Origin of the sequence: Paenibacillus sp. NPDC056579 (assembly GCF_042793215.1) — a bacterium.
In the GTDB taxonomy this organism is placed as follows: Bacteria; Bacillota; Bacilli; order Paenibacillales; family NBRC-103111; genus Paenibacillus_S.
Genome location: NZ_JBHTVD010000002.1, coordinates 67,207 through 81,924 on the forward strand (window position 1 = coordinate 67,207; position 14,718 = coordinate 81,924).

The 14,718-nt window shown below is 55.6% G+C and carries 10 protein-coding genes; 8 read left to right on the forward strand and 2 right to left on the reverse strand.

The window, feature by feature from the left end:
* Positions 1 to 8 precede the first annotated feature (8 nt).
* From pheS to ACFQ88_RS07890, 4 genes are all read left to right on the forward strand, one after another.
* Complete coding sequence (gene pheS, locus ACFQ88_RS07875; protein WP_239632509.1) at positions 9 to 1,043, forward strand: phenylalanine--tRNA ligase subunit alpha; 1,035 nt, start codon at positions 9 to 11, stop codon at positions 1,041 to 1,043.
* A 22-nt stretch (positions 1,044 to 1,065) separates the two neighbouring features.
* Positions 1,066 to 3,513 (forward strand): phenylalanine--tRNA ligase subunit beta, encoded by a 2,448-nt coding sequence (pheT, locus tag ACFQ88_RS07880; RefSeq protein WP_379453746.1) that lies wholly within the window; start codon positions 1,066 to 1,068, stop codon positions 3,511 to 3,513.
* 216 nt (positions 3,514 to 3,729) lie between these two features.
* A complete protein-coding gene (locus tag ACFQ88_RS07885) occupies positions 3,730 to 8,253 on the forward strand; it encodes a hypothetical protein (RefSeq protein WP_379453747.1) in 4,524 nt (1,507 codons plus the stop codon).
* Positions 8,254 to 8,276: 23 nt separating this feature from the next.
* Positions 8,277 to 8,828: a CvpA family protein gene (locus ACFQ88_RS07890; RefSeq protein WP_379453748.1), complete on the forward strand. Its 552-nt coding sequence runs from the start codon at positions 8,277 to 8,279 to the stop codon at positions 8,826 to 8,828.
* Positions 8,829 to 8,904: 76 nt separating this feature from the next.
* On the opposite strand, the gene ACFQ88_RS07895 is transcribed toward ACFQ88_RS07890, so the two are convergent.
* Both ACFQ88_RS07895 and ACFQ88_RS07900 read right to left on the reverse strand, forming a co-directional pair.
* On the reverse strand, positions 8,905 to 9,300 hold the full coding sequence (locus ACFQ88_RS07895) for a cytochrome c oxidase subunit II (RefSeq protein ID WP_239632517.1): 396 nt from the start codon (positions 9,298 to 9,300) through the stop codon (positions 8,905 to 8,907).
* Between the two features lie 319 nt (positions 9,301 to 9,619).
* On the reverse strand, positions 9,620 to 9,976 hold the full coding sequence (locus tag ACFQ88_RS07900; protein WP_239632519.1) for a phage holin family protein: 357 nt from the start codon (positions 9,974 to 9,976) through the stop codon (positions 9,620 to 9,622).
* Positions 9,977 to 10,261: 285 nt separating this feature from the next.
* On the opposite strand from ACFQ88_RS07900, the gene ACFQ88_RS07905 reads away from it, so the two are divergent.
* The 4 genes from ACFQ88_RS07905 to ACFQ88_RS07920 all read left to right on the forward strand — a co-directional run bounded on the left by ACFQ88_RS07905 (position 10,262) and on the right by ACFQ88_RS07920 (position 14,642).
* Complete coding sequence (locus tag ACFQ88_RS07905) at positions 10,262 to 12,628, forward strand: endonuclease MutS2 (RefSeq protein WP_379453749.1); 2,367 nt, start codon at positions 10,262 to 10,264, stop codon at positions 12,626 to 12,628.
* Positions 12,629 to 12,761: 133 nt separating this feature from the next.
* Positions 12,762 to 13,439, forward strand: a complete 678-nt coding sequence (locus ACFQ88_RS07910) for a PspA/IM30 family protein (RefSeq protein ID WP_239632523.1) — start codon at positions 12,762 to 12,764, stop codon at positions 13,437 to 13,439.
* A gap of 124 nt (positions 13,440 to 13,563) precedes the next feature.
* Entirely contained in the window at positions 13,564 to 13,983 is a 420-nt protein-coding gene (locus ACFQ88_RS07915) for a DUF350 domain-containing protein (protein ID WP_239632525.1), read from the forward strand.
* A 143-nt stretch (positions 13,984 to 14,126) separates the two neighbouring features.
* A complete protein-coding gene (locus ACFQ88_RS07920) occupies positions 14,127 to 14,642 on the forward strand; it encodes a hypothetical protein (protein WP_239632527.1) in 516 nt (171 codons plus the stop codon).
* Positions 14,643 to 14,718 lie beyond the last annotated feature (76 nt).

Here is a 14,718-nt window from a genome sequence, read left to right on the forward strand (position 1 = left end):
GATGACAAATGAAAGAGCGTTTGGAAGCTTTGAAGGTTGAAGCGCTTCAGGAGCTGGAGCAAGTAACCAACCAACAGCAGCTGGCGGAAATGAGAATCAAATATTTGGGCAAAAAAGGTCCGTTGACCGAAATTTTGCGCGGCATGGGTGCGTTGAGCGCGGAGGAGCGTCCTATCATCGGCCAAGTGGCTAACGATGTGCGCGGCGCGATTGAAGCGGTCATTGAGAGAAAGCAGGAGGAGTATCAGGCGGCGGAGACCGAAGCCCGCCTTCGCGCCGAAACGATCGACGTAACCCTTCCGGGCAGACCGGCTCCGGTAGGCGCAACGCATCCGATCAACAAGGTCATTCAGCAGATCGAGGACATTTTTATCGGGATGGGCTACACGGTTGCGGAAGGACCGGAGGTTGAGCAGGACTACTACAACTTCGAAGCGTTGAATCTGCCGAAAAACCATCCGGCTCGCGACATGCAGGATTCGTTCTACATTACCGAAGAAATCTTGATGCGTACGCAAACCTCCCCTGTGCAGGTCCGCACGATGGAGAAGATGAAAGGCGAAGTGCCGGTCAAAATCATTTGCCCGGGCAAAGTGTACCGCCGCGACGACGACGATGCGACCCACTCCCATATGTTTACGCAAATCGAGGGGCTTGTCATCGACCGCAACATCCGGATGAGCGACCTGAAGGGGACATTGCTGCAGTTCGTGCGCGAGCTGTTCGGCCAAAATACGCAAATTCGTCTGCGTCCGAGCTTCTTCCCGTTCACGGAGCCAAGCGTGGAAGTCGATGTTACCTGCGCCATGTGCGGCGGTTCGGGCTGCCGAGTATGTAAGCAAACCGGCTGGCTGGAAATTCTCGGTGCCGGTATGGTGCATCCGAACGTGCTGGAGAAGGGCGGCTACGATCCTGAGGAATACAGCGGCTTCGCTTTCGGCCTCGGCGTAGAGCGCGTTGCGATGCTGAAATATGACATTGAGGACATTCGTCATTTCTATACCAACGATCTGCGCTTCTTGAAGCAGTTCGCCCATTTGTAATCGAGAGGAGTGTTAACAGGACATGAAAGTATCTTATCAATGGTTGTCTGAATATGTGGACGTGAGCGGATATACGGCGGATGAGCTGGCGGAAAAATTGACGCGCAGCGGCATCGAAGTCGACATTGTAGAAAAGCGCAACAAAGGGGTGGAGAAAGTAATCGTAGGGTTCGTCAAAACCCGCGAGAAGCACCCGGATGCGGATAAATTAAGCGTTTGTACCGTTGACGTCGGTCAGGGCGAAGACCTGCAAATCGTATGCGGAGCGAAGAACGTGGACGCCGGTCAAAAGGTTCCTGTAGCCATCGTCGGCGCGAAGCTGCCGGACGGCTTGGTCATCAAGCGCGCGAAGCTGCGCGGTGTCGAGTCGCAGGGCATGATCTGCTCGGCCAAGGAGCTTGGCTTAAACGATAAGCTTCTGCCGAAAGAAATTCAGGAAGGCATACTCGTGCTGCCTGAGGATACGAAGGTCGGAGACAGCATTTTGGATGTGCTGGCGATTAACGACGAGGTGCTTGACTTCGACTTGACGCCGAACCGTTCCGACTGCTTGAGCATGCTGGGAGCGGCGTACGAAATCGGAGCGATCCTGGGTAGACCGGTGCTGCTGCCGGACGCCGAGAAGGGAATGGAAAGCCAAGGCTCCGCAGGTCAAGCGGCAACCAGCATTTCCGTCGAGATTACGGCCAAGGAGCAATGCTCCCACTATGCGGCGCGTTATATCGAGAACGTGAAGCTGGGACCGTCCCCGCTATGGATGCAAAACCGTCTGATGGCGGCAGGCGTTCGCCCGATCAACAACATCGTAGACATTACCAACTACGTTATGCTCGAATACGGCCAACCGCTTCATGCATTCGATGCGGATAAGCTTGCCGGCGGCCATATCGACGTGCGGATGGCAAAAGAAGGCGAAACGATTGTTACGCTGGACGGCGTGGAGCGCAATCTGGAGCCGCACATGCTGCTCATTACAGACGGTACGAAGCCGGTGGCGCTTGCAGGCGTTATGGGCGGCGAAAACTCCGAAGTAACGGACGGTACCGTACGCATTTTGCTCGAATCGGCCAAATTTGACGGAGGAACCGTACGCAAAACGTCACGTCAATTGGGTCTTCGTTCCGAGGCTTCCCTGCGCTTCGAGAAAGAAGTGAATCCTGAGGCGGTTATTCCTGCATTGAACCGCGCTGCTTCCCTGATGGCGCAATATGCCGGAGGACAGATTGCGGCGGGCATCGTTGAGGCGTCGACACAGCAGACGAAGCCGGTCCGTATCGAGTTGAGCGTTACCCGCATCAATCAATATCTCGGAACCTCGCTGTCGGCGGAAGAGGTAAATGCGATTTTTGAACGACTGAACTTCGCGGTAGAGGCGCAAGGCGAGACGTTCACTGTCCATGTACCGAGCCGTCGCGGAGATATTACGCGCACGGTCGATCTGATCGAGGAAGTGGCCCGTTTGTACGGCTACGACAACATTCCGACGACGCTGATGAGCGGAGTCACGACTCCGGGCTCTCTGACGAAGGAGCAGACGATCCGCCGTTTGACACGCCAAGTTTTGTCCGGCAGCGGCTTGCACGAAACGATCACGTATTCGTTCACCCATCCGGATCTAATCGGCGAATTTCCGGGCGCTTACCCGCAGGCGAAGCCGATCGCTCTGTCCATGCCGATGAGCGAGGAGCGCAGCACCTTGCGTACGAGCCTCATTCCGCATTTGCTGGACGTGGCTGCATACAACGGCAACCGAAATACGGCCGATGTAGCCGTGTTCGAGATCGGCAAAGTGTTCGTTACGGATGAAAGCACGTTAACGAATCTTCCGCAGGAACGCATGCTGCTGGCCGCTTTGCTTACCGGCAAACGCCACGAGACTCACTGGACCGGCAAAGCCGGCGATGTGGATTTCTATGATTTGAAAGGCGTATTCGAGCGTCTTGTCAGCTTTCTGGGCATTCAAGGCATCGGCTATAAGGCGGCCCAACAGGAAGGCTTCCATCCTGGCCGTACCGCTCACATTACATTGGAGACGGCTGAAGGGACCAAAGTCATCGGTACGATCGGCCAGCTTCATCCGGCATTGCAGCAGAAGAAGGATCTGGCGGACACTTATGTGCTTGAGGTGGAGTTCACTGAGCTTGCGGCTGCGGCTGATGAGCAAATTACCCATAAGCTGCTGCCTCGTTTCCCGTCCATCGGACGCGATATTGCCGTCGTGGTCGGCCGTGAGGTGCAGGTTGGCGACCTGATCGCCAAAGTCCGCGAAGTGGCGGGCAGTCTGCTCGAATCGATCCAAGTGTTCGACATTTATACCGGAGACCGTCTGGGAGCCGACAAGAAGAGCGTTGCTCTTGCTCTCGTCTACCGCACTCCGGAGCGCACGCTCACGGATGAAGAAGTCAGCGAGCTGCATGCCAAAGTTGTATCTGCACTGGAACAAACGTTCGATGCGGAGCTTAGAAAATAGCATTTTTCCGTTAACCCGGAATTTGTCATAAAGTGCCTTGCATACAGAAGGAAAAAGGGTTCCCCGTATCGAAATATTATGAGATACGGGGAACTTTTTTTTGATAAGTGCGCATTCGAAAAAGTCAGGGTTTCATCACCAAGAAGATGAGGAACGGCTTTTTTGAAAAAACGCAATAAGTTCTGCCTCTGTAACGTTCGAAAGGAGAGCTTGCTTGTGAACCCTGATGATAAAATCCGGATGACGGTAGACATATACGGCACCCCTTATAAGCTGGTTGCCAAAACAAGCGCAACCAACTTGAAGAGAGTCGTAATGCAAGTGAATGACCAGATGCACAAAATAGCCGCGGGCTCCCCGCGTTTGGATACACCGAAAATTGCCGTTTTGGCGGCAGTACATATGGCTGACGATTATTTCAAAATGCAGGACGATATGGAGCAGCTGCTCGAAAAGCAGAAGCAGCTGGAGAAATCCCGCGAAGAGCTTTCCCAGCTGAAAGAGCGGCATGCGGTTGTTCTGCAGGAGCTCGAGGTCGAGCGGGAAAAGCTGACGGAGCTCGAATCCGGACGAAGCAAGCTGGAGGAGGAATCAGCCCGGGCGCAGGCGGAGGCCGACAGACTGAAATCGGCGCTCAACCAGTCGGAGCAGGAACGGCAAAGGCTGCTGACGCAGGTCAAGGCCGAGAAGGACCGGAGCGGCGCCTTCGAGCAGCAGCTTGAGGAGCAGCGCAAGACGGTGGCGGAGCTTGAGGAGCTGAGCCGGATCCAGGAGGAGGAGCTTGCCGAGCAGGCCGAGCGCGCACGGGCCGAACAGGATTCGCTGCAAGCGGCCGTAGAGCAGTTGAAGCTGGAACGCGAGCAGTTCGAAGCTCAAGTATCGGCCGAGATGGATCGTCTGAAGGCTCAGACGGCGGCGGAACGTGAGCGTCTCGAAGCTCAGCTCGAGAGCGAGCGCGAGCTGCATGCGTCGGAAGTGAAGAGCGGACAAGAGCGGCTCCAAGCGGAGCTGCAGGCCGAGCGCGAGAAGCTTCAAGCGCTGATTCAGGCGGAGCAGGAGCTCAGCGGAGAGCTGGAGCAGCAGCTCGAGGAGCAGCGGAAGACGGTGGCGGAGCTCGAGGAGCTAAGCCGGATGCAAGAGGAAGAGCTGACGGAGCAAGCCGAGCAGGCGAAGGCGGAGGCAGCCCGCTTGCAGGAGTCCGTTGAGCAGCTTCAGCAGGAGCGCAAGCGTGTGGAGGCTCAGGCTGCAAGCGAGCGTGAGCGTCTCGAAGCCGAGCTCGAGAGCGAGCGCGGAAAGCACGCCGCCGATATCAAGGCGGAGCAGGATCGTCTGCAAGCCGAGCTGGAAGGCGAGCGCGAGAAGCTGCAAGTGCTGATCCAAGCAGAGCAGGAGCGCAGCGGAGGCTTGGAGCGGCTGTTGGCCGAGCAGCGGACGTCCGCAGCGGAGCTGGAGGAGCTGTTCCGCCTGCAGGAAGCCGAGCTGACGGCGCAAGCGGAGCGTGCCCGGTCCGAAGCTGCGAGGCTGCAGGAAGCGCTGGCGGAGCTGAAGCAAGAACGCGAGGAAGCGGAGCTGCAGGCCGTAGCAGAGCGCGAGCGGCTGGAAGCCGAGCTGGCGGCCGAGCGTGAGAAGCACGAGGCGGAGCTGCAGCAGGCGCTGGAGCGTCAGAAGCAGGTGCTTGAGGAAGCGGAGCAGAAGGTCGCAGCAGAACGCGAGCGGCTCGAAGCCGAGCTGGCGGGCGAGCGTGAGAAGCACGAGGCGGAGCTGCAGCTGACGTGGGATCTGCAAAAGCAGGAGCGCGAGGAATCGGAGCAGCAAGCGGCAGCAGAGCGCGAGCGTTTGGAGGCGCAGCTGGCGAGCGAGCGCGAGAAGCATGAAGCGGAGCTGCAGCAGGCGCTGGAGCGTCAGAAGCAGGAGCGCGAGGAAGCGGAGCAGCAGGCGGCGGCCGAGCGCGAGCGACTGGAAGCCGAGCTGGCGAGCGAACGCGAGAAGCATGAGTCAGAGCTACAGCAGGCGCTGGAGCGTCAGAAGCTGGAACGCGAGGAAGCGGAACGTCAAGCCGCCGAAGAGCGCGGACGTCTGGAAGCTCAGCTGGCGGGTGAGCGCGAGAAGCACGAAGCGGAACTGCAGCAGGCGCTGGAGCGTCAGAAACAGGTGCGTGAGGAGGCGGACCGTCAAGCCGCCGAAGAGCGAGGACATCTGGAAGCTCAGCTCGCGGGTGAGCGCGAGAAGCACGAAGAGGAGCTGCAGCTGACGTGGGATCTGCAGAAGCAGGAACGCGAGGAAGCGGAACGTCAAGCTGCCGAAGAGCGCGGACGTCTGGAAGCTCAACTGGCGGGTGAGCGCGAGAAGCACGAAGCGGAACTGCAGCAGGCGCTGGAGCGTCAGAAGCAGGAGCGCGAAGAAGCGGATCGTCAAGCCGCTGAAGAACGCGAGCGGCTCGAAACGCAGCTGCGCAGCGAGCACGACCGCATTGCTTCGCTGGAGCGGCAGCTGGAAGAGCAGCGCCAGGCAGCGGCGGATCTCGAAGAGTGGAGCCGGATGCAGGAGACCGAGCTGATCGCCCAGTCGCAGCGGGCTCAGAGCGAAGCAGCCGAGCTGCAAGCGGCGCTGGCCAAGCTGCGCGAAGAGCATCAGGAAGCGGCAGCGCAGGCAGCCGCTGCTCAGGAGCAGTCGCAAGCGGAGCTGGATCGTTTGGTGGCGGAGGCTGTTAGCGAACAAGAGAGTCTGGAGGCGCAGCTTGCCGGCGAGCGCGAACGTCTGGAAGCAATCGTAATGAGCGAACGCGAGCGTGCCAACGGCTTGGAAGCACAGCTGCAGCAAGAGAAGCTGTCGGCTTCGGAACTGGAAGAGCTGAGCCGGATGCAAGAGGAGGAGCTGACGGAGCAAGTGAAGCAGCTCCAAGCCGAAGCGGCCGGGCTGCAGTCGGAGCTTGCGCAGCTGAAGCATACACTGGAGCAAGCTCGAGAGCAGTCGCGAGCGGAGCAGGAACGCTTGACGGCGGAAGCCGCAGGCCAGCAGGCGCGGCTTGAGGGAATGCTTCGCGAAGAACGCGAACGTCTGGAAGCACAAGCGATAGACGAGCGTGAGCGGGCAGGAGCTCTGGAGCTCCAGCTTCAGAAGGAGCGGGACGCTTCCGGAGAGCTGATGGAGCTGAGCCGCATGCAGGAAGCCGAGCTGACATCCCGTGCGGAGCAGCTGCAGGCTGAAGCCGAGCGGCTGCAGCTGGCGGTCGACCAGCTGGAGCAGGAGCTCGAGCGCGGTCTCGAGGAGCAAAGCGAGCTGCAGGCCCAGCTGGAGCTCAAGGACAGCATGCTGAGCGAGCGGCAGCAGCTGCAGGAGCAATTCGAGCAGCAGCTGGACAAGCAGCGTCAGGAGCTGCAATCGCTGCAGGCGCAGCTGAAGGAACAGAAGAGCGAGTCGACGCAGCTGCAGCAGCAAGCGGAAGAGCAGCGGAAGCGGTACGAGGAGCTTGGATCGCTGAACGAGCAGCTGACCGTACAAATCGAGCTGCAGCAGCAGGCTTACGAGCTGCAGCTGGAGCAAAATCAGGTGCTGCAGAAGCAGCAGCGCGCCGAGCAGCGTCAGGCCGATTTGCTCGAGCAGCAGCTGCACGAGCAGCAAGAGCTGCAAAGTCAGCTGCAATCGGAGCTTAGCCGTTACGCCGAGGAAAGCGGGCTGCTGGAGTCGCGCTTGCAGGAGCAGCAGCAGCTTGCCGACAAGGCAGCGGCTGAGCTGCAAGCCGCACTAGAGAAGCAAGCCGACCTGCAGCGCGAGCTGGACGGTCAGCGTGAAGAAACCCAGCTTCATGAGGAGCTGTACAATGAGCTGCAAGCTCAGCACAGCGAGCTGGAGCGTCAGCTTCGCGAGCAGGAGGAACGCAGCCTGGAGACGCTGCGAGCCGGCGAAGAGCTGGCCGCATCGCTGAAGGAACAGCTGGAGCAGCGGGAAGCTCAGCTTGCACAGCAGCAGCAGCAGCTGGCTGCGCTGCAGGAGGAAGAGCGTACACTGCTTGCGCAGTTCCGCGAGCAGCAGGCTTATCAGCTGCAGCTGCAGGAAAGCGCGAGCCAGTGGCAACGCCGGTGCGAGGAGCTGACGGCGCAGTCGGACGAGCTGCGCAAGCGGAGCGCCGACCAGCGTGAAGAGCTGGAGCTGCAAGAAGAGCTGTACAAAGAGCTGGAAGGCGAGTTCAATGAAATGAAATCTCGCATGAAGCAGCAGGAGAACGACAGCCGCGAGCAGATCAGTCAGCTGGACGCACGGCGTCATGCTCTTCAGGAGCAGCTTCAAGGGCAGGCCGAGGCAGCCGCAGCGCTTGAGGAACAGGTGCAGAACGGCGCGGAGCGTCTCTCCGAGCTTGAGAAGCTTTATCTTGAACAGCTGGAGCGCAATGAAGTCTTGATCGGTGAGCAATCGCAGCAGCAGCGCCGCCTGGAAGAACTGGAGAGCAAGTACGGCCAGAGCGAGCGGCATAGCGGGGAGCTTGCCGGGGAATTAGAGCAGATCCGTTCCCGTTATTCGGCTAACGAAGAAGAGCTGCAGCTTCAGACCGAGCTCTATAACGAGCTGCAAGCTCAGTTCAAAGAGCAAGCTGATGAACATCGGGCGCTTCAAGAAGAATATAACGATCACCGTGAACGGGCTCAGCGCGTTTACACCGAACTGCAGGAGCTGAAATCGGAGTACGAAAAGCTGCAGGTCGAATATAACGAGTGGATTGAGCTGGTGGTTGATAATGATTAACGCTGACGGGCGGGCCTTATAATATGAATGGACTGGATTGGACGGCAGCGGCGCTTGTAGTATCGGGAACGCTGCTCGGCTACTACCGCGGACTTGTTAGCCAAATCGTTTCCGTTGCGGGGCTTATTATTGCGTATGTTGTCGCTTTTTCCTTCTACAAGCAGACGGCACCCTGGATCGCCGGGGTGCTTTCCCTGCCGGCCTACGAATCGTATCAGAAATTCGAATTTCTGGTTAAAGGGCTTCGACTGGACACTTATATGTACAACGCTATTGCGTTTGCCCTGCTTCTATTCGGTGTCAAGTTCGCCTTGAGCCTGATCGGCAGAGTGCTCAACTGGATCGCTCTGACGCCGGGTCTTAAGACGATTAACCAATGGAGCGGAGCGCTGCTTGGATTAGCCGAAGCGGCGGTGCTGCTTGTCGTCGCCGTGCAGGTAATGACCGTTATTCCGAACGATGCCGTGCAGCATTTGTTAAAAACCTCCAAATCGGCGCCCTATATATTAGAAGCGCTGCCTACGGTAACGGATAAGCTTCACGAGCTGTGGAACAAACAAACGGCCTCCGTTTAGCAGCAAGAACAAACAAAAAAGGAAACCTCCGGGACCCGCTTAAAAAAGCGGATTCGGAGGTTTTTTCCTTTGAGCCTTAAGCTTCAACAATCAGCTTGGCTTTCATGTTAATATGACCGGATCCGCAAGGGACCGAGCAAATGATTTCATAAGTGCCTTCTTTGTCGGCTTTGAACGATTTGGTTAGATTGCTTCCATCTAGCTTCACGCTCAACCCTTTAATTTCGACGCCATGAAGTCCTTCTTTGTTTTCCAGAGTGACCTTGATGTCTTGGCCTTTTTTCACTTTATATTCAGCCTGGTCGAATTTATAGTTCGAAGCGACCAGCTTCACCTCGCTGGAAGCTCCGGATCCTGCTGTAGCCGCTGCTCCGTTGGATGTCGATACCGGCTTAGCCTCCTCTTTTTTGCCGCAAGCGGACAATGCGAACACCAAGCTGACAGCCAGTGCCAATACGATGATTTTTTTCATCTGCGTTCCCCTCCATAAAATCTGGTAAAAGTGTTTACACCCCAAATCATACAGGATACCTGCATGGAATGCAGTGACAAACAGGTGAATTATGGAAGGCGAATTCATGAACTTATTTGTTGCTTGTGGCTTTGATCACATCAGAAATCGGCTTTTTGTGCTGTAAAGGGCGGCACAACCAAAAAAATCAGCCATGCGGTAGAAACCGCCGACTGATTTTTCCGGCATGGTCAGGCTATGGAACATCCGATGACAATGGCTTGTACAGCATTTTCCTACCGATCGATTCGCCCTTTGCTTATTGACGCGCTGCTGTCAACTAGCGTTCACCGGCGCCTTGCTCAAAAGGGGTTTTAACCGGAATGAACAAGTCGATGATCCCGATAACCAAAGCAGCCAGAATTGCACCGATAAAGCTCGTCGATACCCCGCTGACGACAAATTGGGCCAGCCAGATGATGACAGCACTCGTGATAAAGCCTACGATGCCTCGTCCGAACGGCGTAATTTTTCTTCCGAATATGCCCTCGATGACCCAGGCTGCGATTGCGATAACCAGAGCCAGGAAAAAGGCGCTCCAGAAGCCGCCGACTTTAAAAGCCGGTACGATAAAGCTTACAAACATCAGCACCAAAGCGGATACGATAAACCTGACGATATGTCCAAGCAAATGCATCGCCGATACCTCCCTTAGATTTGGCGAACTTGCGTCCGCAGCGCTTAAGTTTTAATGCCATGCTGTTCGACGAGTTACTCGGTGCAACTAGTATTATTGCCTTCGGCTGTCTGATTATGTGCACGGGGGACCAGCCAGTTTTAGGGATTGGGAACCATCCGCTATAGTATTGGGCAATTAAACATTCCGGAACGAACCGGTATAGTAGAAAATTAGCTAATCGTTGGGGCTTCGGATATAATATAATGAGGAATGTCTGCATCGGAACAGAAAGGAAGGACAGATTTGAACACCAAAATTTTAAAAACATTGGATTATTCCTCCATTTTAAATAAATGTGCACATCATGCGGCCACAGGGCTCGGCAAAGAACGGGTCGAGCAGCTGCTGCCAAGCGGCGATTTTGAAGAGGTCAAACGTCGTCTGAAGGCAACCGATGAGGCCGTGAACGTGAATCGTCTCAAAGGCGGGGCGCCTTTTGGAGGAATCCGGGATATTAAAACGGCGGTACACCGGGCACGCATCGGCGGCATGCTGAATCCGGCAGAGCTGTTTGATGTAGCCAACACCATTTTCGGCGGCCGGAGGCTGAAGCGGTTTTTGCATGATGTGCATGAGGACTATGCCATTGAATCGCTGCTGTTTTTGACGGAGCAAATTGCCGAGCTGAAGACGACGGAGGATAAAATCAAGCTGTGTATCGACGACAACGCCCAGGTAGTCGATTCCGCAAGCCCGGAGCTGGCGCGCATTCGCCAGGAGCTGCGCACAAGCGAGACCCGAGCCCGCGACCGGCTGGAGCAGATGGTTCGGACGCCGTCCATTCAAAAAATGCTTCAGGATAATCTGGTTACGATCCGCAACGACCGGTATGTAATCCCGGTAAAGCAGGAATACCGCGGCCACTTCGGCGGTATGATTCACGATCAGTCTGCATCGGGAGCGACCTTGTTTATCGAGCCGGAAGCGGTAGTGCAGCTGAACAACAGGGTTCGCGAGCTGAAGCTGAAGGAAGAGACGGAGATCGAGAAAATACTTCGGATGCTGACGGTACTCGTAGCCGAGGTGGCGGATGAACTGCTCGGTAATGTGGACGCCGTGTCCGAGCTTGATTTCACCTTCGCTAAGGCGGGCCTGGCTCACGAGATGAAAGCGACGCTGCCGATTCTCAACGATCGCGGCTTTATCAAGATCAAACGCGGACGCCATCCGCTCATTCCAATAGAATCAGTCGTACCGCTCGATATCGAGCTTGGCAACCGGTATACGACCATTATCGTTACTGGACCGAATACAGGCGGTAAAACCGTCTCGCTGAAAACGATCGGTCTGCTGTCCTTGATGGCGATGTCGGGATTGTTCGTCCCGGCCGAGGAAGGCAGCCAGCTGTGCGTCTTCGACGCGATTTATGCGGATATCGGAGACGAGCAAAGCATTGAGCAGAGCTTGAGTACATTCTCCAGCCATATGACGAATATCATTCGCATTTTGCGCGAAATGACGCCCAAGAGCCTCGTGCTCCTCGACGAGCTCGGAGCGGGTACGGATCCTGCCGAAGGGTCGGCTCTCGCCATCTCGCTGCTGGAGTATATCCACAAGATGGGCTGCCGCATCGTGGCCACGACGCACTACAGCGAGCTGAAGGCGTACGCCTTCGACCGGCAGGGCATCATCAACGCCAGCATGGAGTTCGACGTCCAAACGCTGAGTCCTACGTACCGCCTGCTTGTAGGCGTACCGGGACGAAGCAACGCGTTTGCGATTGCCGAGCGGCTGGGGCTGGCGAAATCGATCATCGACCATGCCCGCGGCCAGGTCGGTGAAGAAGACCAGCGCGTCGAATCGATGATTGCGACGCTCGAAGAAAACCGTTTGACCGCGGAAGCGGAGCGTCAAACGGCAGAACAGCTCCGCCGCGAGGTCGAGAGCTTGCGGGTGAAGCTCGAAGCGCAGCAGCAGCGCTTCGAGGAGCAGCGCGACCGCCTGTTCGAGAAGGCGGAGCGCGAAGCGCAGGACGCGGTGGCCAAGGCGCGCCGCGAGGCCGACGAGATTATCGCCGATCTGCGGCGAATGCAGCGGGAAGCGAACGAGGTGAAGGACCATCACCTGAGCGATGCCAAACGCAGGCTCGATCAGGCTGTGCCTGAGCTGCGCAAGAAGAAGGCCGGATCGCAGCCGGCTAAGCGCAATCCGGATAAGCTGGAGGCGGGCGACGAGGTACTCGTCACCAACCTGCGCCAAAAAGGCCATATCGTTGAAATCGTCAGCGATACGGAAGCGATGGTCCAGCTCGGCATCATGAAGATGAAGGTGCAGCTGGCCGATCTGGAGCTCGTCAAAGCCGCAGCGTCGGCTCCCAAAAAGCCTCAGCAAACGGCAGCGAGCTTAAAGCGGACGCGCGACGAGAATGCGCGGATGGAGCTTGATTTGCGCGGCTCCAATCTGGAGGATTCGCTTATCGAGGTCGACCGGTTTCTCGACGAATCGTATTTGGCCAATTTCGGCCAGGTGTATATTATTCACGGCAAAGGCACCGGCATTTTACGTACGGGAATACAAGAATTTTTGCGCAAGCATAAGCACGTCAAGAGCTATCGCATCGGCAATTACAATGAAGGCGGTACTGGGGTCACCGTAGCCGAATTGAAATGACAAAATTTTATATTTCATTGCGATGAAACTCTAGCGCCTGTTGCTTCGTATGAATATATGTAAACATCGATGTTACTGAATCAAGTTTAACCAGCTTTTTAAATACAGTGAAATTCATGGGAGGAATTTACTAATGGGAATCTTTAAACGGTTGAGAGATTTGACTATGGCTTCGATCAATGATCTGCTGGACAAAGCGGAAGACCCGGTGAAAATGCTGAATCAGTTCCTCCGCGATATGGAAGAGGATATTAACGAAGCGGAAGTGGCGGTTGCCAAGCAAATCGCCGTAGAGAAAAAGTTCAAGCAGCAATACGAAGAAGCTCAGGAAATGGTGCTGAAGCGTGAGGAGCAGGCTTTGAAGGCATTGGAGCAAGGCAACGAGGACTTGGCCCGCCGTGCCCTTCAGGATAAGAAAGAGCATCAGGTTCGTTTTGAAGAAATGAAAAAGCAATACGATGTGGCTAAAGGCAATGCCGACCGTCTGCGCAATCAGCTGTCGGAAATGAAAGACGAGTTCACGAAGCTGAAGAACAAGAAGGACCTGCTCGTAGCCCGTGCCGAAGCCGCTAAAGCTCAAAAGCAAATTAACCAGGCTATGTCCGGCTTCGGAACGGATAATGCAGCCAAAGGCTTCGACCGCATGTCCGAGAAAGTACTGCAAATGGAAGCTGAAGCGGAAGCAAGCAACGAGCTTCGCTCCAAGTCCCGCAGCTTGGACGACGAGCTGGATCAGCTCGGCAAGAACGACGGCGTGGATGATGAGCTGGCCGCGTTGAGAGCGAAGCTTGCTGCGAAGAAGGAATCTTAATCGCCATAGCGAAATAAAATAGAAATCGACGAGATGAGAGACTGGGCTTACTGCCTCAGTCTCTTCAACCGTTAATGCAGGTTGATTCCAATCCCCATGCTTTACCTTAAGGGAGGTGTCAATAATGAATGAAGAGGTGGATGTGTTGTTAAGTAATCCTTATGTGGAAACGTTAGCATTTTTCTCTGTGGCCGTAGTGGCCCTCATTGTATTTTTGGCTATTTTTGAGCTGGTGACCAAATACAAGGACTGGGAAGAAATCAAGAACGGCAACCTGTCGGTAGCAATGGCTACAGGCGGTAAAATTTTCGGGATATGTAACTTGTTCCGGTTTGCCATTTTGAACAATGACTCCGTTCTTCATTCGCTGATTTGGGCGGGATACGGCTTCGTGCTGCTGCTGGTAGCCTATTTTATTTTCGAATTTTTAACGCCTTACTTTAAAATCGACGAGCAAATCCAGAAGGATAATAAAGCGGTCGGCTTTTTATCGATGGTGATTTCCATTTCTTTATCTTATGTAATCGGCGCTAGTGTAACCTAATTGGTAGGACCGGCTGTTCATTCGGGAGGCATGCAATGAAGTACTTATGGGGCAGTTTGTTGGCCTTGGCTCTTGTATTTTTTGTCTGGGGCACTTATTATTTTATAAAACACGGCTGATAAGCCGAAGCGGAGGAATGTACGGTGTCTCAATCGAACGAGCAAGTGTGCCCATGGTGCCAGACCGAAATAGTATGGGACCCGGAAATCGGGCCGGAAGATAGCTGTCCGCACTGCTTTAACGAGCTTGGCGATTACCGCAGCATCAAGTTGAATCTGGGCGAAGATGAGAGGGATTCATCCGACGAAGAGGACGAAGAACCCGACGATCTGGACGAGGAGCTTGGTGATTTCGAAGACGATTACGGTGATATTGACGGCATGGACGATTACGAGGAAGGGGTTCAGCGCGTCTTGGATACGCAGGAGGACACGCCGGAATGCCCGACCTGCCACAGCTTTATGCTGCTGGCTGGAGCCGGGACGCTCTCCGACAATTATACGCCTGTCGTTCCGCAATCGTTGAACCAGCCTCTGTTGAAGCCGAAATTCGGCACGAGAGTTTTTGTTTGCCCATCCTGCTTCAAGGTCGAGCATGTGCTATCCGAGGCGGACCGCATGGCGATGGTCGAGCTGTTGAAGGAGCACGGCAGCAAATAAAACACCTGCTAAACCCAAAAGGGAATTCTCATTCGAGAATTTCCTTTTTTTTCATTTGGTCATGTTTTTCTCAGTT

What these genes read in the sequence shown, in the direction of transcription:
- pheS (WP_239632509.1), top strand. Translation starts at nt 9, where the DNA reads ATGAAAGAGCGTTTGGAAGCTTTGAAGGTTGAAGCGCTTCAGGAGCTG.
- pheT (WP_379453746.1), top strand. Translation starts at nt 1,066, where the DNA reads ATGAAAGTATCTTATCAATGGTTGTCTGAATATGTGGACGTGAGCGGA.
- ACFQ88_RS07890 (WP_379453748.1), top strand. Translation starts at nt 8,277, where the DNA reads ATGAATGGACTGGATTGGACGGCAGCGGCGCTTGTAGTATCGGGAACG.
- ACFQ88_RS07895 (WP_239632517.1), bottom strand. Translation starts at nt 9,300, where the DNA reads ATGAAAAAAATCATCGTATTGGCACTGGCTGTCAGCTTGGTGTTCGCA.
- ACFQ88_RS07900 (WP_239632519.1), bottom strand. Translation starts at nt 9,976, where the DNA reads ATGCATTTGCTTGGACATATCGTCAGGTTTATCGTATCCGCTTTGGTG.
- ACFQ88_RS07910 (WP_239632523.1), top strand. Translation starts at nt 12,762, where the DNA reads ATGGGAATCTTTAAACGGTTGAGAGATTTGACTATGGCTTCGATCAAT.
- ACFQ88_RS07915 (WP_239632525.1), top strand. Translation starts at nt 13,564, where the DNA reads ATGAATGAAGAGGTGGATGTGTTGTTAAGTAATCCTTATGTGGAAACG.